A 17576-nucleotide genomic window follows, 5' to 3' on the forward strand; every position below is an offset into this window, starting at 1 on the left:
CCTCTTATGCGAAGGTCGCGGCAAATTCGTCGATCGCTGCCTTGATCTTGTCGGACGCTTCACCTTTGATCTTCGGATCTTCGTCGGTGAGCCATGTCAGCAGGTCAGCGTGCTTACCGCGCAGGTGCGCCAGCAGACCGGCCTCATAGCGGCCAACATCCGATACGTCGATCTTGTCGAGGTAACCGTTGGTACCCGCGAATATGACGCAGACGATTTCCGCGTTGGTCAGCGGCGAGTACTGCGGCTGTTTCATAAGCTCGGTCAGACGGGCACCACGGTTCAGCAGCTGCTGAGTTGCGGCGTCGAGGTCCGAACCAAACTGCGCAAACGCAGCCATTTCGCGGTACTGAGCCAGTTCCAATTTCACCGGACCAGCAACCGATTTCATCGCGTTGGTCTGAGCCGAGGAGCCCACACGCGAAACCGACAGACCGGTGTTCACAGCAGGACGGATACCTTGGTAGAACAGCTCGGTTTCCAGGAAGATCTGACCGTCGGTGATCGAGATCACGTTGGTCGGAATAAACGCCGAAACGTCACCACCCTGGGTTTCGATAACCGGAAGAGCGGTCAGCGAGCCTGCACCGAAATCTTCGTTCAGCTTCGCCGAACGCTCCAGCAGACGGGAGTGGAGGTAGAAAACGTCACCCGGATAGGCTTCACGGCCCGGCGGGCGGCGCAGCAGCAGGGACATCTGACGATAGGACACAGCCTGCTTGGACAGGTCATCATAGATGATCAGCGCGTGGCGGCCATTGTCGCGGAAGTATTCCGCCATCGCGGTCGCGGCGTAGGGCGCCAGGAACTGCATCGGCGCCGGGTCAGACGCGGTCGCGGCAACAACGATCGAGTATTCAATCGCGCCGGACTCTTCCAGTTTCTTCACCAGCTGCGCAACGGTCGAGCGCTTCTGACCGACCGCAACGTAAACGCAGTAAAGTTTCTTCGACTCGTCGTCGCCTGCTGCGTCGTTGTAAACTTTTTGGTTCAGAATGGTGTCCAGAGCAACGGCAGTTTTACCGGTCTGACGGTCACCAATGATCAACTCACGCTGGCCACGGCCGATCGGGATCATCGCGTCAACTGATTTCAGGCCGGTTGCCATCGGCTCGTGCACCGATTTACGCGGGATGATGCCGGGGGCTTTAACGTCTGCAACGCCACGCTTGGTTGCGTTGATCGGGCCTTTGCCGTCCAGCGGGTTGCCCAGACCGTCTACAACCCGGCCCAGCAGCTCGTCACCGATCGGAACGTCCACGATCGAGTTGGTGCGCTTGACGGTGTCACCTTCTTTGATGTCACGGTCAGAACCGAAGATAACGACACCAACGTTGTCGCTTTCCAGGTTCAGCGCCATGCCCATGATGCCACCGGGGAACTCGACCATCTCACCGGCTTGCACGTTGTCCAGGCCGTATACACGGGCAATCCCGTCACCGACGCTCAGCACGCGGCCGATCTCGGCCACTTCGGCTTCCTGACCAAAATTCTTGATCTGGTCCTTCAGGATTGCAGAAATCTCTGCAGCTTGGATTCCCATTTATCCGACCTCTTTCATTGCATTCTGTAGGGAGTTCAGCTTCGAACGGATCGAGCTATCGATCATTTTCGAGCCCACTTTAACGACAAGACCGCCGATGAGGCTTTCATCCACGGTCGCATTGATAGTCACGGTCTTGCCCACACGCTCGGACAGCGTCTTGGACAGTTTTTCCATTTGCGTCTTGGTCAGCGCCTTGGCCGAGGCGACATCGGCGGTCACTTCGCCGCGCTCTTCGGCCAGCATGTCGCGCAGGACCTGCACCAGCTGCGGCACCACAAACAGGCGACGCTTCTGCGCCATCAGACCCAGCGTGTTGCGCAGGATGGCGTTCAGGCCCATCTTATCAGCAACAGCGGCAATGGCGTTTTCCTGTTCGGCGCGGGAAACCAGCGGAGATGCGATCAGGTCGCGCAGATCGGCGCTTTCGCCCAGTGCAGCTGCAAGATCATTGATGCCGGATTCCAGACCTGCAAGGTCTTTGTTCTCTTTTGCGATCTCGAAAATCGCGGTGGCATAGCGCTCGGCGATGCCTGTGGAAATCGAAGCTGGTTCGGACACGTCCACCCTTCCGATACTTAGGCCCCGAAAACCGCGCGCGCAGCCAACCCGGGGGCGTGAAGATACCCCGTCCTTGAAGGGCGGGGATCAAAATCACCGGGGATGTATCAGAGGTGCTTCCACCAAGCAATACGCGATAGCGGTAACTGAATTATCCACAAATCGTTAGTTTTCATAAGCTTAACCCAAGTGCGACCGTTTGGACCCCTTGGCGCAGTTGAAAAATGTTACTGATTTGCAGGTTTTTGCGATTCCTGTGACCTTTTTCCCGCATTTTTTCCCGATGACTGCGCGGAATCGTCACGCCGGCTTCAGCAAACCGTCCAGCGCCTTGATCGGACGTTTCACCTTGTCCTTGGTGACCGTACCGCTTGGCGGACGGATCAGCTTGCTGACCTCAACCATCAGTACGCCTCCGGCCATTATGGTAGGAATGCGCTGGCCAGTTTTTTCGATCAGGCTACCCGATTTCAGCCAGAACCGTCGGAACGAGGGCGGTAGATACAGCGCGGAACAGTGGTTTTCAGGCACGAAATGATGGCTGCGCAGAAGGTTCTCGAGTTGCGTGGCCGAATATGGGTGACCAAATCCGAACGGTGTCCGGTCGGACCGCGACCACAGCCCCGCCCGGTTCGGCACTACAAAAAGCGCTCTGCCCCCCGGCCCCAACACGCGCCAGCATTCCTCAAGCACCTTGCTGGGCTGTTCCGAGGTCTCAAGCCCGTGCATCACCACCAGCTTGTCCACGTGGCCCGTCTCAATCGGCCAAAGCGTCTCTTCGGTCAGGACCGAGACATTGGGCATCCCGGCAGGCCAGGGCATCACCCCCTGAGGACCCGGCATCAATCCGACAACCCGCCGCGCGTCGGCGAGGTAGGGCCGCAGAAGAGGGACCGCAAAGCCAAATCCGGCCACCGTCTGGCCCTTCGCCTCGGGCCAGAGGTCGATCAGCCGACCACGAATCGCAGCCTGCGCCGCACGGCCCAGCGTGCTGCGATAGTAGAAATTCCTCAGATCCTGCACATCAAGATGCATTGCGGACACCCGGTCAATCGGCTTAGCTGAGGCGCAGTCTAGCAACGAAAGGGCAAAAGGCCATGCCTCTTGAGATCGTAACCATCCCATGTCTCAGCGATAATTACGCGTTTCTTGCGCATGATGCCGAAAGCGGCGCGACCGCGCTGATCGACGCACCCGAAGCCGGGCCCATCCTGGCCGAGTTGAAGGCGCGCGGCTGGACCCTCAGCCATGTCTTGCTAACCCACCACCACTGGGATCACGTCGACGGACTACCCGGAATTCTTGAGAAACACCCGGCCAAGGTGATCGGAGCAGCAGCTGATGCGCACCGCCTGCCCCCGCTCGACCAACAAGTCAGCGACGGTGAGAGCTTTGAGTTCGCAGGTGAGCCAGTTCAGGTAATGGATGTCTCGGGGCACACTTTGGGTCACGTCGCCTATTACATGCCGCAAAGTGCCACTGTCTTCACTGCGGATAGCCTGATGGCGCTGGGATGTGGGCGCTTGTTTGAAGGCACGCCGGAGCAGATGTGGCGCTCACTCAGCAAGCTTGCGGCGCTGCCGGATGACACGCTGGTCTGTTCGGGCCACGAATACACCCAATCTAACGCCAAATTCGCCGTCACCGTTGATCCGAATAATGCAGCCTTGCAACAGCGCGTCGTCGATATCGACCGCGCGCGCGCTGCAGGTCTGCCCACGGTGCCCTCAACAATGGGTCTGGAAAAAGCAACCAACCCGTTCCTGCGCGCCGAAGATCCGGCGATTCTGGCCCATTTGGGCATGGAAGGCGCGGACCCAGTTGCTGTTTTTGCCGAGATCAGGGGTAGAAAAGACAATTTCTGATGCCTATTTGACCATCCTCACGGCCACTCTCACAACAAATGTGACTGTCAAGTGAAAGAAAACCCTTGAAGCCGGGCGTCGATCAACCAAACTCTAATAGTATGAGGACATGGTTGGGATGGGGATCCGGCCGCAAGCCTGCCCCCTTCTGACCCAAGACAGAGGAGCACCCGCGTGCCTTCATTCTCGAGCACTTTGGAACAAGCCATTCACGCAGCTCTGGCAGCGGCGAATGAACGGCGACATGAGTTTGCTACGTTAGAGCATCTACTACTAGCGCTTTTGGAAGAGCCTGACGCAATCCGGGTCATGAAAGCCTGCAGCGTCGATCTGGACGAATTGCGCAGTACATTGGTCGAATTCATTGATGAGGATCTGTCAAACCTCGTCACCGATATCGACGGGTCCGAGGCCGTGCCAACGGCAGCATTCCAGCGCGTCATCCAGCGCGCGGCCATTCACGTGCAAAGCTCGGGCCGGACTGAGGTCACAGGCGCCAACGTACTGGTCGCCATCTTCGCCGAACGCGAAAGCAACGCCGCCTATTTTCTGCAGGAACAGGACATGACCCGGTATGACGCGGTCAATTTCATCGCGCACGGCGTCGCGAAAGACCCGGCCTATGGCGAAAGCCGCTCGGTTTCGGGCGCGGATCAGGTCGAAGATGAAGTGCAGGCCACCGCCAGCGACGAAGATCAAAAAGAAAGCGCCTTGGGCAAATATTGCGTCGATTTGAACGCCAAATCGCGCGCAGGCGATGTGGACCCGCTGATCGGTCGCGCCGATGAGGTCGAGCGCTGCATTCAGGTGCTATGCCGCCGCCGCAAGAACAACCCGCTTTTAGTAGGCGACCCCGGCGTGGGCAAAACGGCGATTGCCGAAGGCCTGGCGCATAAGATCGTGGCCGGTGAAGCCCCGGATGTTCTGTCGAACACCACCATTTACTCGCTCGACATGGGCGCTCTGCTGGCCGGAACCCGCTATCGCGGCGATTTCGAAGAACGTCTCAAGGCGGTCGTGACCGAGTTGGAAGATCACCCTGATGCGGTGCTGTTCATCGACGAAATCCACACCGTGATTGGTGCCGGGGCGACCTCGGGTGGGGCCATGGACGCGTCCAACCTGCTGAAGCCTGCGCTTCAGGGGGGCAAGCTGCGCACCATGGGGTCGACCACCTACAAGGAGTTCCGCCAGCATTTCGAAAAAGACCGCGCACTGAGCCGCCGGTTCCAGAAAATCGACGTGAACGAGCCTTCGGTCGAGGACAGCGTGAAGATCCTGCGCGGTCTGAAGCCCTATTTCGAAGAGCATCACGCCATCAAATACACCGCGGATGCGATCAAAACCGCTGTGGAACTCTCGGCGCGCTATATCAATGACCGTAAACTGCCGGACAAGGCGATCGACGTCATCGACGAAGCGGGTGCCGCGCAGCATTTGCTGGCCGAAAGCAAGCGCCGCAAAACAATCGGTGTGAAGGAGATTGAGGCCGTTGTCGCCAAGATCGCCCGTATCCCGCCGAAAAACGTCACCAAGGACGATGCGGTGGTTCTGAAAGACCTCGAAGCCTCGTTGAAACGGGTGGTCTTCGGGCAGGACGACGCCATTGTGGCCTTGGCCAGCGCGATCAAACTGGCGCGCGCCGGGCTGCGGGAGCCTGAGAAGCCCATCGGCAACTACCTGTTCGCCGGTCCGACCGGTGTGGGTAAGACCGAGGTGGCGAAACAGCTGGCCGATAATCTGGGCGTGGAACTGCTGCGCTTCGACATGTCGGAATATATGGAGAAACACGCGGTCAGCCGTCTGATCGGGGCGCCTCCGGGCTATGTCGGGTTCGACCAGGGCGGTCTACTGACCGACGGCGTCGACCAACATCCGCATTGTGTACTGCTGCTCGATGAAATCGAGAAGGCGCATCCGGACGTGTTCAACATCCTGTTGCAGGTGATGGACCATGGCGAGCTGACCGATCACAATGGCCGCACAGTGAACTTCCGTAACGTGGTGCTGATCATGACTTCGAACGCGGGTGCACAGGAACAGGCGAAGGCCGCCATCGGCTTTGGCCGTGACCGTCGCGAGGGCGAAGACACCGCCGCGATCGAGCGGACGTTTACGCCGGAATTCCGCAACCGCCTGGACGCGGTGATCTCGTTCGCGCCGCTACCGAAAGAGGTCATCCTGCAGGTGGTCGAGAAGTTCGTTCTGCAGCTTGAGGCGCAACTTCTGGATCGCGGCGTGACTATCGACCTGACGCCCAAGGCCGCCGCATGGCTGGCCGACAAAGGCTATGACGACAAGATGGGCGCCCGTCCTCTGGGCCGCGTGATCCAGGAACACATCAAGAAGCCTCTGGCCGAAGAGTTGCTGTTTGGCAAACTCGCCAAGGGCGGTGTTGTTCGTGTCTCGGTCAAGAAAGGAGATCTACACTTGGATATCCTCGGCCCCGATCAGCCGCGTATTCCGGGCAACAAGCCTCCACTTTTGACGGCGGATTGATTGCAGATCATCGAATCAGAAAAACCCGCCAGTGTTTGGCGGGTTTTTTCATGTCGAAAACCCTTGTGGTCAAAGTCCGTTTGTCACAGCCCAGTTTGGATTTGACGCGCTGAAGCAGTATTGGCGACGGCCCATTTTCTCCGAACCGCCCAATAGCCGGATAGCAGGCTGGACGCATAGCGCATTCCTAGCTGACCTTGAAACAACGCCGACAGCACAGCGATGCTCAGATCGCGGGCTTTACGCAGCCTCCCCGCTTTGGTCGGCCTAAAGTACTCAAAATCGATGAACTTGATCTGCTGCCCGTCCCAGCACATATCGCGAAAGGCAGGGCGGCCATGGGCAATATCTGACGCATGAAGCCGCGCCAAGGCCCGGCCTGCGGCGCGACAGGCTGTTTGTTTTTTGAAAAGCTCACGGGAACGATCACCGCAAAACCGGGTCAGGCTGAGACCCGCATCCTCGACGGCGATGAAATCCGAACCCTCGGCCAAGATGCGCGGCACCGGCACGCCTTTGTTCCACAAATAGCGATGCGACGTCCGATCACTGGCAAACGCCGCCTGAGGGCAGCCTTTGACCAGCCAGAGATGGGGTGCAAAGCGCTCAACCCGTTTAAGCCAGAACTTGTCTCCGCCCGCGGTCTGGCACAACACCACCCGTCGGTATGAAGCTCGCAAAACCGTTTCAACCGTTTGGTACAGGTCTGCTACCCTATGGGCCACGCGCGTCTCCTCTCAACCTATGACAGTAATCTAGGTTTGAGGTGGGTGTGTTTCATCGGGTGCAGGCGGCAAATCCAGATCGCAAAGGCGGTTTTTCGCCACGCGAGGGGTTTAGCGCTCGGTCAATTTCAACTCAATTCGCCGGTTCTGTGCTCGCGCCTCGGGCGTGTCTTCCGGGTTGACAGGCTGGAACTCTCCGAACCCGTTGGCGGCCAAGCGATTGGGTGGAATGCCCAGCGCTTCGACCATATAGCGCACGACGGAGAGCGCCCGCCCCTGGCTCAGTTCCCAGTTGTCGCGATACCGACCCGACCCGGCCAAGGGCACGTTGTCGGTGTGGCCATCCACCCGGATCACCCAGTTCAGACCTTCCGGGATTTCGGCAGCAACTGTGCGGAGGATCTCAGCGACTTTGGCGACCTCCTGCCGGCCTTCCAGCGACAATACGGCAGAACCTGTGGCAAACAGAACCTCAGAAGAGAACACGAACCGGTCGCCTTCGATCCGCACGCCATCTTGATCGCCCAAAACGTCGCGCAGGCGGCCAAAGAATTCCGACCGGTAGCGTTGTAGATCCTCGGCCTGCGCCGCGAGTTCCTCATTCTGGCCGGCCAGTGCTTCGGCCTCAGCCTCTACGCGTTGACGCTCGGCCTCTTCCAGCAGGCGGCGGCGGCGTTCCTCGGATGCGGCGCGGGCTAAAGCCGCGTTCAGGTCCTGCCCCAGAGACTGGATTTGAATTTCAGCGGCCGTATTGCGGTCTTCGTAGTCGTCCAGCAGCGCCTGCAGCGATCCCAATTGTCCGCGCAATGCCGCGATTTGCTGGTTCAACAAAGCGGCCTCGCGCTGCGCTTTTTCCGAGACCGCCTGTTCCGCCGAAAGCGTCTCGCGGGCCACGGCCAGCAATGCATCGCGCTGTTCGGCCAAGGAACGCTGGGATGCTGCATCTTCCTGCGCCTCGGCCTGCGCTGCCAGAGCGGCCTGCAACTGGACCTCCAGCTCTTCCGTGTTCAACTCGCCAAACTGTCGTTCCAGTTCTGCGCGGGCAGCATTCGCAGCAGCCAAAAGGGTCAGGGTATCCTCTGCCTCTTTGCGCTGCGCCTCTAGCGCAAGGGTCATGGCGGTCAGTTCCGCATCGGCGTTCTGAAGGCGATCCCTCAGCGCTTCGGCAGCGGCGGCCTCCGCCAGCCTGCCAGCCTCTTCCGCACTTAGCTGATCTTCGAGTTGAGCGATCTGTGCCGCGCGTTCTTCGCCGCTTTGTTCCAGATCAGCGACCAAAGCCTCCAAAGCCTCACGGCGGGCTGCAGCGAGGCGGGCGGCTTCGGCTTGCGCGTCAATTTCTTCGCGGCTTTGCGCCAAGGCCTGATTCAGACTGTCGCGTTCGCCCAAAAGATCCGCCCGTTGCGTCTCAAGCGCAGCTATCGCGTCTTGCGCCCGCGCCTGATCAGCCAACAGCGCCGCGACCTGAGCCTCGAACCCAGTGATCTGGCTTTGCGCCTCAGCCAGACTATCTTCCGTTTCGGTCAGTGTGGCATTCAAGGCCCCCAACCGCGCTTGCAGACGGCTATTCTCACGCTCTTCCAACCCTAAAGCACCAGCCAGTGCGGCAACCTCATCCGCAAGGGTCGTCAGCTCATCCTCCTGACCCGAGATCGTTTCACGTAGCACGAATTGGATGACCATGAAGATGGTCAGTACGAAGGTCAAAACCATCAACAGACCCGTCATCGCATCGACGAAACCGGGCCAGACCGAGCCCTGGAACCGTTGACCGGTGCGGCGGGAGAGGGCCATGGGTTATTCCCCCTCGTGCGTGGTTCGAACCGCGCCGCGTGGCAGGGTCAGAGCCTTCACTAGCAGTTCGATATCCTTGCGGAATTCGTTCATGCTGTCCTGACGACCGGCGGAGATCTCTTCGAGGATGCGCAGCAACTGAACATCCATCGACCGCAGGCGCATCCGACTTTCTGCATCGATGCCCTCGCCCGCCCCGTGTTCGCGCATGTGATCCAGCAAGGCGTCCTGCCCCAAAGCAACACGCTCCAACGCGGCGGCAACGCCTTCGTTGTCCGCCTGACGCTGGTTCATCTGCCCGATGACAGTGACCAATTGACCAAGCTTGTTGGACACGTCGGCCCGCTCTTCCTCCTGAGCCGAGAACAGATCCTGTAGCGCGTTCATTTGATCCGACATTGCGTCCAGAACGGGCGCCAGAACGGCGACCTCAGCCCCACCGTCCTCGCCTGAGGCGAATCCGACCCGGGTGATGCCCGACAGCCATTCCTCAAGCTCGCGGTAGAAACGGTTCTGTCCGTGGCCGGCGAAGACCTCCAACAAGCCCACAATCAATGACCCGGCAAGGCCCAGCAAGGAGGAGCCAAACGCAACGCCCATCCCCTGCAGCTGCGCCTCGAGGCCCGTCATCAAACGGTTGAAGACGGCCAGCCCCTCTTCCCCTTCTTGCGGGTTCAGGCTGCGGATGGTGTCGACAATTGCGGGCACCGTGGTAGCGAGGCCAAAGAACGTGCCCAAGAGGCCTAGATAGATCAGAACGTTGGTGATGTAGCGCGTGATCTCACGCTCTTCTTCAACCCGTTCCGCAACCGAATCCAGAATGGACCGGGTCGAGGTTGAACTGATCTGCGACCGCGCACCGCGTTCGCGCAGCAGAGAGGCCAATGGCGCAAGCAATTGAGGGGTGCGCGCATCCTCATGCACCACGCCGCCCACAAAAGCCTCGATCCAGCGGACCGAGCCGATCAGCTGCGCGACCTGATAGAAACAGGCGAAGACACCGATGATGAACACCAGCAGGATGAAGCCGTTCAGATAGGGATTGGCAAAGAAGACCGGCAGCACGTAGGGCAGCGCCAGAAACACCCCGAGGCCCGACAGGCCGATTGCGATCAGCATCAGAAGAATCTGCCTGATCGGTTGCGAGAAATGCGGTCTCGCGCCCTGTTGTGCCTGCGCCATGCGCGTTATTCCTGGTTCTGCCTGCTCTGGCCTGAATCTAGCGAAAAGACGCCGATGACGCCAAGGGTTTATGCGGTGATGCTGCGCACCCGTTGCGACAACCACTCAAGATCGGGATCGTGAAGGCCGATCTCGGCCAGATGCTCGGCGGTATTATACAGATATTCTGTGTTTGGACCGCGCCCGCCGACGGCGTGGGCGATGATCTGAGCCTGCTCTTCCAAAGGCATGCCGCCGCAGTACTGGACGTGATCGGCATCAATTACATAGGTCACGGCGTTTACAACCTCACCGTTGTCTAGATGCACGTCCAGCATCTTTTCGACATAGGCCGATGAGATCAACTCGCGCTCTCGCAGTTCTTGCAGGGTGCGATCCTCATGCCCAGCTTCCACGGCCAGCGCCAAACCTTTGCAATGCGCCTCAGGCTGTTCGTCCAAAGCCAGCACAAGGCCGGGGTGATCCTCGGTGCCGCGATGGTGGATCGAACTCATGCAGAAAGAGCGCGCATATCCGTGCAGCATGGCAAGCTCGCTGCGCGCCACGGGAAAGCCCGGGTTCCACAGTAGCGATCCATATCCGAAAACCCACATCGTCATTGCTCTGGTCCTTGCCCGTTTGGGCCTATAAACATCAAATCCGAGGCAGGAAAAAGGGCCAATGCTCATGCGTCGTCTGATACGAGTGTTCATTTTTATCGCCATCGCATGGAGCGCCTATTGGTTCATCGCGGGCTATGGTCTGCGCAATGCGATCACCAGCTGGTTCGATGCCCAGCAGGCGCGCGGCTGGCAAGCCGAATTCTCAGGCGTTGAAACGGCGGGCTACCCGACACATCACACCACCCGCTTAAACAACCCGGCGCTGGCCGATCCAGTCAACGGCACCGCCTGGAGCGCCGATTGGATCGAGTTTCAAAGCCCCGCAATCTGGCCCGGTCGTCAAACCCTGAGCTTTGCCGATACGCCTCAGCGCCTATCCTATTTCGACCAGACCGCAACGATCGAGGCCAAGGCTTTGCAAGCCGAGTTGGAACTGCAACCCGGTGTCGCATTGGTACTCGAGAAGATGGCCCTTACCGCTGGTCCATGGCTGATTAGCGAAGACAATGAGGCGCTGGCAGGCGGTGGTACCCTCAGCGTTATCATGGAGCAGACCACTGCCCCCGAAGCCTATGCCATCACGGCGCAAATTGACGGGTTCACCCCCGGTGAGGATTTGCGTGCGCTGATGCAATCCGCGACCTCGCTGCCCCAGCGGTTCGAGACGTTGCAATTGGATATGCTGACCACTTTCGACAAGCCTTGGGACCGGAGCGCGCTAGAGGACAGCCGCCCGCAGCCCGTCGCCATTGATCTGAATCTGGCCGAGGTCAAATGGGGAGAGTTGCGCCTTTTTGCCGCCGGTGAGTTGGATGTAGACACGCAGGGTATCCCGACCGGAGAGATTGCAATCAAAGCCGAGAATTGGCGTGACATGATCGCAATGGCGAATGCCGCCGGTGCCCTGCCCGATCAAGCCGTCGACCCGGTGACCCGCGCGCTCAATTTTCTGGCCGGACTGGGCGGCAACCCGAACGCGCTGGACCTGCAGTTGAATTTCCGCGACGGGTTCGTGGCACTGGGGCCGCTCCCTCTTGGCCCGGCCCCACGTCTGATCCTGCGCTAGCGACAGTAAGATCCCGTGCGATACCGCGCCGTATCCAGATGAAAATGGTCCCGATGATACCTGTCTGAATTGGGTCCCAACACGGTGCCAAACGGCCCGCAGGCCCCCCGCCAGATCTTCTTGAGCTGCTTTTGTGAGGGGTTCTTGCGCCATCCGTTCAGAACGGTCACGACCTCTCCATCCGCCATGACAAAGCCGGAAATATCGATGGCACGGCCTTTGCCATGCTCAGAGACTCGCGCGCCTTTTTGGTTGTTGCGCGTCCGGCAGGCATAATGCGCGGCAACTTGTAGCTGCACCACAGGACCACGGCGTTTGAACGTGGGCTTGACGGTTTTGTCGACCCACTTGTTCAGCGCAATGGCTGTCCCGCAATCCATCGTCGAAGCCCGGCTCAGCGTCACACCCGAGACCGAGGTGATTTGAACCGCATCCTTGACCCCGCACGCCTTGGTTTTGCTGGAGACACGCCCGACCGGTTTACCTTGTATCGCGATATCACCGCAGACCGACCCCTTGCGCAGCTTGCGCTTTTTGAACAGCACCTCCTGCTCCAATGATTTGGGTCTGAGGTAGGGCATCAAAGAGGTATCAGGCCCCAGCAAGGGCAAATCCATCGGACGCGCAGCTGCGGCGATCAGCTGAGGCGACTCGGGCCGTGTTTCGGGGCGCAGGTTCGGGATGGTCAGAGGCGTTGCTGCCCGGCTGGAGATCGCGACGATGCCAGCAGTTTCGACTGCTGCGCTGGGGCGCGCAATTGGATACAGCGATTGCTCGGGCGCGGCGGCTTGGGTGGATGAGGCCCAAAGCGCGGCAACAACCGCGTATCGCAAAATCTGTTTCATGACCCTGCCTTTCCCCGGCCAAAGTCCGGCGCGTCGGTATCCTGACCCGCATCAATAATCCCACGCCGGATCGCGCGGGTGCGGGTGAAATAGTCGAACAGATGCTCTCCGTCCCCGGTGCGGATCGCACGCTGCAGGGCGAAAAGCTCTTCGGTGAAACGGCCCAGGATCTCAAGCGTCGCGTCCTTGTTGGTCAGGAACACGTCGCGCCACATCGTTGGGTCCGAGGCCGCGATGCGGGTGAAATCCCGAAAGCCCGCAGCCGAGTATTTGATGACCTCGCTATCGGTCACCCGGCGCAGGTCATCGGCAACACCCACCATCGTATAGGCAATCAAGTGCGGCGCATGAGAGGTCACGGCCAGAACAAGATCATGGTGATCTGCGTCCATCTCATCGACATTGGCCCCCATGCCTTCCCACAAGGCCCGCAACTGGGCGATGGCCTCGGGGTCCGATCCTTCGACCGGCACAAGTAGACACCAGCGATTGTCAAAAAGCTCGGCGAACCCGGCCTCAGGCCCCGAATGCTCGGTCCCGGCCAAAGGGTGCGCAGGGATGAAATGGACGCCTTCAGGGATATGAGGCGAAACGGCCTCGATCACGCTGCGTTTGACCGATCCAACATCCGTCACCGTTGCCCCCGGCTTCAGCATCGGGGCGATGTCCTGAGCGACCACGCCCATCGCGCCAACCGGAACGCAGAGGACGACCAGATCCGCGCCCTCGACCGCCTCTTGCGCGGTGTCGCAAACCCGGTCACACAAACCGATCCTGCGGGCTGTGTCGCGGGTGGCTTCAGAGCGGGCATAGCCGGTGACTTCGCCAGCCAGACCTGCGCGCTTGATGGCCCAGAACATGGATGAGGCGATCAGACCCAACCCGATCAGCGCAACACGGTCGTAAATCTGGCTCATGCTACGCCCTCTTTGAATGCGGTGATGGCTGCGACGACACGGCGGCAGGCTTCCTCATCGCCCACGGTGATCCGCAGCGCGTTTGGCAGGTTGTAGCCCGCAACGCGCCGAACAATCAAACCCTGCGACTTGAGGTAGTCATCGCAAGCCTCAGCCTCGGCCTGATCGGCAAAGCGCGCGAGGATGAAGTTGGTGAAAGATGGGTCCGACGGGACGCCGATCTTGGCCAACTCATCCGACAACCATACCCTCAGGCGCGCGTTTTCAGCCTGACAGAAGGACAGGAATTCGACATCATTTACAGCTGCTTCGGCCGCAGCCAGCGCGGTCAAAGACAGGTTGAACGGTTGGCGCACCCGGCTCAGCACGTCGATGATCGGCTGATGCGCATAGCCCCAGCCCACGCGCATGCCGCCCAGCCCATACACCTTTGAAAAAGTCCGGGTCATGATCACGTTCTCATGGGCATCGACCAGAGACGCACCACCATCGAAACCGTCGACAAACTCGGCATAGGCCCCATCAATGACCATCAGACAGCTATCCGGCAGACCCTGCGCTAAACGTTCCAGTTCCCTCTGTGAGATCATGGTCGAGGTCGGATTGCCGGGGTTGGTGACAAACACGATCCGCGTCTGCGCTGTTATGGCTGCCAAAATGGCATCCACGTCGACCTTGCGGTCGCGCTCGGCCACCATGACCGGCGCGGCACCCGCCATCCGCGCAATGATCGGATACATGGAAAACCCATGTTCAGTGTAGACCACCTCATCCCCCGGCCCTGCGTAGGCCTGAGCGATGAATTGCAACACTTCGTCACTGCCGACACCGCAGATGATCCGCGTCGGATCCAGACCGTGACGTGCGCCGACCGCATTGCGCAGGCTTGCGTGGTCGGTGCTGGGATAGCGATGCAAGGTGGCGGCGCTGTCGCGCACCGCCTCAATCGCTTTGGGGCTGGGGCCAAACGGGTTTTCGTTGGAGCTCAGCTTGATCACATGCTCGACACCCGCCACATGAGACTGGCCGCCTTGATACAGCGCGATGTCCATAATGCCGGGTTGAGGGGTAATTTTGATCATGAGAGGCTCCGTTTATTGGGCCTCTCATACCTGTCTCAACGCTTTCAGAAAAGCAGCAATTCCATCATGCGGCTTTGAAGCGCGCAGTCGCCGGGTCGGCATTGTAGAACGGCACGAATTCTTCGGTCCGGCGGGACAGGTCATTGACGCTGTCGATTATGAACTGGACCGTTTCCTCGCGCATCAGATACGAGAAGTTCAGGCGCACCCATCCGGGCTTTTTCATCTCCTCACCCGCGGACAGAGCGGCGTGCAGCTCCTCTGACGCGGCTCGATCTATGCCCAGGAGCCGATGTGCGTAAGGCCCGGCACAGGCGCACCCTCCGCGCGCCTGAATGCCGTATATATCGCTGAGCATCCGCGTGAACAGTTGCTGATGCACCGGTTGTCCTGCGTTGTCGCGCACTAGGAAGGAAAAGATCGGCAGGCGATGTGTATTTTCCACCCCAAGCAAAGTCAGGTTCGAATTGTCCTTCCATCCTTCCAGCGCCATTTGGTTATATTGCGCCTCGCGTCGAGCGATCTCATCCGTTCCGACGACATCCTTGACGATGAAGGCAAGTGCCGCGCGGATATCACCGATCACATTGGGCGTTCCCGCCTCCTCTCGCGTAGACAGGTTTTCGCTGTAGTCGTGGCGCCAGGGCGAGACGAAACTCACCGTCCCCCCGCCCGGCCAGCTGGGGCAACGACGCTGTACAACGCTCTGGTTCACGACCAATACGCCCGACGCCCCCGGCCCACCCGGAAACTTGTGCGGAGACACTACGATCGCATCCTTGCGCGCATCCACAGGCCCCATGTCCATCGGCAGGTAAGGCCCGCCCCCGGCATAGTCCCAAACGGCCAAAGCCCCATACGACTTGAGCAAACGCGTCACCGGATCGGGATCGGTGATGATCCCCGTCACATTGGACGCAGCTGAAAATGACCCGATCACAAGATCCGCATCAGCGTGCGTGTCCAACGCCTCCTGCAGCGCGCGCAGATCAACGCCCCCTTCCGCCGCTTCCGGAATCTCAACCACCAGAGCCTTGCTCTCGCGCCATGGCAAGATGTTCGAGTGATGCTCATAAGGACCGATTAGGACAACCGGTTGGTCAGCTTCCGCCACCCGGAGCAGACTTACCAACCGGTTGAGCCCCGCCGTGGCACCGGACCCGGTAAAGATCACCGCGTCTTCTCCCCTCGCGCCAACAAGGCGGGCTATCTCATCGCGCGCTTCGCGACGCAGACGGGTCATGTAAGACCCGCAGAAGGAGGCCTCGGTGTGGCTGTTGGCATAAAATGGCAACACGTGATTAGCCACAAAGTCTTCGACCTGTCGCAACGCGCGACCCGAAGCAACGTAATCCGCATAGACAAGCGGCACGTCCCCCTGCAGACCCGGGATCAGAACATTCTCTCCGATCAGCCCGTCGCGCAGGTGGGAATTGTGAGTGGTGGAACAGAGATCCGCACGAAATTTGGACAGGGTCATAGCATTGGCTCCTTACTGTAAGTCCAATGTGATCCATCCGAACTGTGGAAACATTATCGTTCTTTGCGTAGAATTCATAAATTTTGTGTCATATGATTAGATATGAGCCAAAATTTAGATCAAATAGACACTCACATTCTGAGAGAGCTTCAAAAAGACGCCACCCTTTCGCAGCGCGAGCTGGCCGATCGGGTCGGGCTGTCCCAGAACGCGTGTTGGCGCAGGCTGAAAGCGCTGAATGAAAACGGGGTTCTGATCGGGTCAACCGCCCGCATTGCGCGCGAGACTTTGGGGTTGAACCTCGTTGTCTTCGTCATGCTGCGCACCCGACATCATTCAGCCGAGTGGCTGCAGGCGTTTCGCCGCCATGTTCTGACCATTCCCGAGGTTGTGGATTTCCATCGGATCGGCGGTGACTATGACTATCAACTGAAAGTCGTGACCCAGGATATGGCCTCATATGACAAAGTCTACCAACGCCTGATCGAGAAGGTCGAACTGGACAGCGTGACCTCATATTTTGCGATGGAAGCGATCGCTGAAGGGCGACCACTTCCGATCTGAACTCAGGCCAAACCAAGCATCGCCTTCATGCCGCCGATAAAAGTTGCGTCGTCCAGAGCCTTGCGGTTGTCCAGGTATTCAACGGCATCTTCGCCGGCACGATAGCGCAAAGTGTCAGTGTCGTCCGTCACCGCGGTCAAAATGACATCGGCGACAACACTTGGCGGCGACGTTCGCGCTGCCATTTCTTCCGAGCCCCACGTGCTGAACAAGGCCTGCACGACAGGTTGATACTCGGCCATGCTCTCGTCATTGACGAAATCAAACGAACGGCCACCAAAATCGGTAGCAATCAGACCAGGCTCGACAATCTTGACCTTGATACCTGCCGCAGCAAGCTCGTAGTGCAGAGACTCTGACAGGCCTTCAACCGCGAATTTTGTGCCGTGATAAAGCGTTCCAAGGGGGAAGGTAATTTGTCCACCAATGGACGAGATATTGACGATACAGCCCGAACCATTTGCGCGCATATGCGGTAGAACGGCTTTTGTCACAGCCAACAACCCGATGACATTGGTATCGAATTGCCGCCGGATACGCTCCATCGGGAAGGCTTCTAGCGGGCCGTAAGCGCCGTAGCCGGCGTTGTTCAAAAGAACGTCAATCTGACCAAACCGTTCAATCCCCCCGGCAACTGCGGCCGCAATTGAACCCTCCTCGGTGACGTCAAGACGTGTGACCAGAACATTCTCGAATTGCGTAAGCTCAGCTTCCTTGCTGGGGTTGCGCATGGTGGCAATGACATTCCAGCCCCGCCTGTGAAACAGCTCAGCCGTAACTCTGCCAATACCCGATGAAGCGCCAGTTATGAGGATAGTCTGTGCCAAGGTCATTCTCCGCAATTGTTAGCCTGA

At 59.2% G+C, this 17576-nt stretch carries 16 protein-coding genes; 4 read left to right on the top strand and 12 right to left on the bottom strand.

The window, feature by feature from the left end:
• Positions 1-4: 4 nt before the first annotated feature.
• From atpA to ACR0IP_RS18310, 3 genes are all read right to left on the bottom strand, one after another.
• Positions 5-1543, bottom strand: coding sequence for a F0F1 ATP synthase subunit alpha (gene atpA / locus ACR0IP_RS18300; protein WP_170374618.1), 1539 nt, complete (start codon positions 1541-1543; stop codon positions 5-7).
• Positions 1544-2104, bottom strand: a complete 561-nt coding sequence (locus ACR0IP_RS18305) for a F0F1 ATP synthase subunit delta (protein ID WP_170374616.1) — start codon at positions 2102-2104, stop codon at positions 1544-1546.
• A gap of 300 nt (positions 2105-2404) precedes the next feature.
• Positions 2405-3139: a class I SAM-dependent methyltransferase gene (locus ACR0IP_RS18310; RefSeq protein ID WP_480527104.1), complete on the bottom strand. Its 735-nt coding sequence runs from the start codon at positions 3137-3139 to the stop codon at positions 2405-2407.
• 62 nt (positions 3140-3201) lie between these two features.
• Here ACR0IP_RS18310 and gloB point away from each other — a divergent pair, with 62 nt between their 5' ends.
• Positions 3202-3969: a hydroxyacylglutathione hydrolase gene (gene gloB / locus ACR0IP_RS18315; RefSeq protein WP_480527106.1), complete on the top strand. Its 768-nt coding sequence runs from the start codon at positions 3202-3204 to the stop codon at positions 3967-3969.
• 174 nt (positions 3970-4143) lie between these two features.
• A complete protein-coding gene (gene clpA, locus ACR0IP_RS18320; RefSeq protein WP_170460457.1) occupies positions 4144-6468 on the top strand; it encodes an ATP-dependent Clp protease ATP-binding subunit ClpA in 2325 nt (774 codons plus the stop codon).
• Positions 6469-6551: 83 nt separating this feature from the next.
• Here the strand turns inward: clpA and ACR0IP_RS18325 are convergent, their stop codons facing one another.
• From ACR0IP_RS18325 to ACR0IP_RS18340, 4 genes are all read right to left on the bottom strand, one after another.
• Positions 6552-7193 (bottom strand): phosphotransferase, encoded by a 642-nt coding sequence (locus ACR0IP_RS18325; RefSeq protein ID WP_480527108.1) that lies wholly within the window; start codon positions 7191-7193, stop codon positions 6552-6554.
• A gap of 111 nt (positions 7194-7304) precedes the next feature.
• Positions 7305-8984 carry a peptidoglycan -binding protein gene (locus ACR0IP_RS18330; protein ID WP_170374606.1) on the bottom strand — a complete coding sequence of 560 codons (1680 nt, stop codon included), beginning with the start codon at positions 8982-8984 and terminating at the stop codon, positions 7305-7307.
• Positions 8985-8987: 3 nt separating this feature from the next.
• Positions 8988-10166 (bottom strand): biopolymer transporter ExbB, encoded by a 1179-nt coding sequence (locus tag ACR0IP_RS18335; protein WP_170374604.1) that lies wholly within the window; start codon positions 10164-10166, stop codon positions 8988-8990.
• 68 nt (positions 10167-10234) lie between these two features.
• Entirely contained in the window at positions 10235-10765 is a 531-nt protein-coding gene (locus ACR0IP_RS18340) for a gamma-glutamylcyclotransferase (protein WP_170374602.1), read from the bottom strand.
• Positions 10766-10832: 67 nt separating this feature from the next.
• On the opposite strand from ACR0IP_RS18340, the gene ACR0IP_RS18345 reads away from it, so the two are divergent.
• A complete protein-coding gene (locus ACR0IP_RS18345) occupies positions 10833-11834 on the top strand; it encodes a DUF2125 domain-containing protein (protein WP_480527111.1) in 1002 nt (333 codons plus the stop codon).
• Here ACR0IP_RS18345 and ACR0IP_RS18350 read toward each other — a convergent pair.
• From ACR0IP_RS18350 to ACR0IP_RS18365, 4 genes are all read right to left on the bottom strand, one after another.
• A complete protein-coding gene (locus ACR0IP_RS18350; RefSeq protein WP_480527113.1) occupies positions 11831-12679 on the bottom strand; it encodes an extensin-like domain-containing protein in 849 nt (282 codons plus the stop codon). The genes ACR0IP_RS18345 and ACR0IP_RS18350 overlap by 4 nt on opposite strands.
• A complete protein-coding gene (locus ACR0IP_RS18355) occupies positions 12676-13596 on the bottom strand; it encodes a prephenate/arogenate dehydrogenase family protein (RefSeq protein ID WP_170689236.1) in 921 nt (306 codons plus the stop codon). Before ACR0IP_RS18355 ends, ACR0IP_RS18350 begins: the two co-directional genes overlap by 4 nt.
• Positions 13593-14678, bottom strand: coding sequence for a histidinol-phosphate transaminase (hisC, locus tag ACR0IP_RS18360; protein ID WP_480527115.1), 1086 nt, complete (start codon positions 14676-14678; stop codon positions 13593-13595). The genes ACR0IP_RS18355 and hisC overlap by 4 nt, the downstream gene beginning before the upstream one ends.
• A 64-nt stretch (positions 14679-14742) precedes the next feature.
• Positions 14743-16158, bottom strand: coding sequence for an aminotransferase class V-fold PLP-dependent enzyme (locus ACR0IP_RS18365; protein ID WP_480527117.1), 1416 nt, complete (start codon positions 16156-16158; stop codon positions 14743-14745).
• A 102-nt stretch (positions 16159-16260) separates the two neighbouring features.
• Here ACR0IP_RS18365 and ACR0IP_RS18370 point away from each other — a divergent pair, with 102 nt between their 5' ends.
• Positions 16261-16722 (top strand): Lrp/AsnC family transcriptional regulator, encoded by a 462-nt coding sequence (locus ACR0IP_RS18370; protein ID WP_170374590.1) that lies wholly within the window; start codon positions 16261-16263, stop codon positions 16720-16722.
• Between the two features lie 2 nt (positions 16723-16724).
• Here the strand turns inward: ACR0IP_RS18370 and ACR0IP_RS18375 are convergent, their stop codons facing one another.
• Positions 16725-17555 (bottom strand): SDR family oxidoreductase, encoded by an 831-nt coding sequence (locus ACR0IP_RS18375; RefSeq protein ID WP_480527120.1) that lies wholly within the window; start codon positions 17553-17555, stop codon positions 16725-16727.
• Between the last annotated feature and the right edge of the window lie 21 nt (positions 17556-17576).

The organism is Ruegeria sp. AL11 (genome assembly GCF_056540865.1).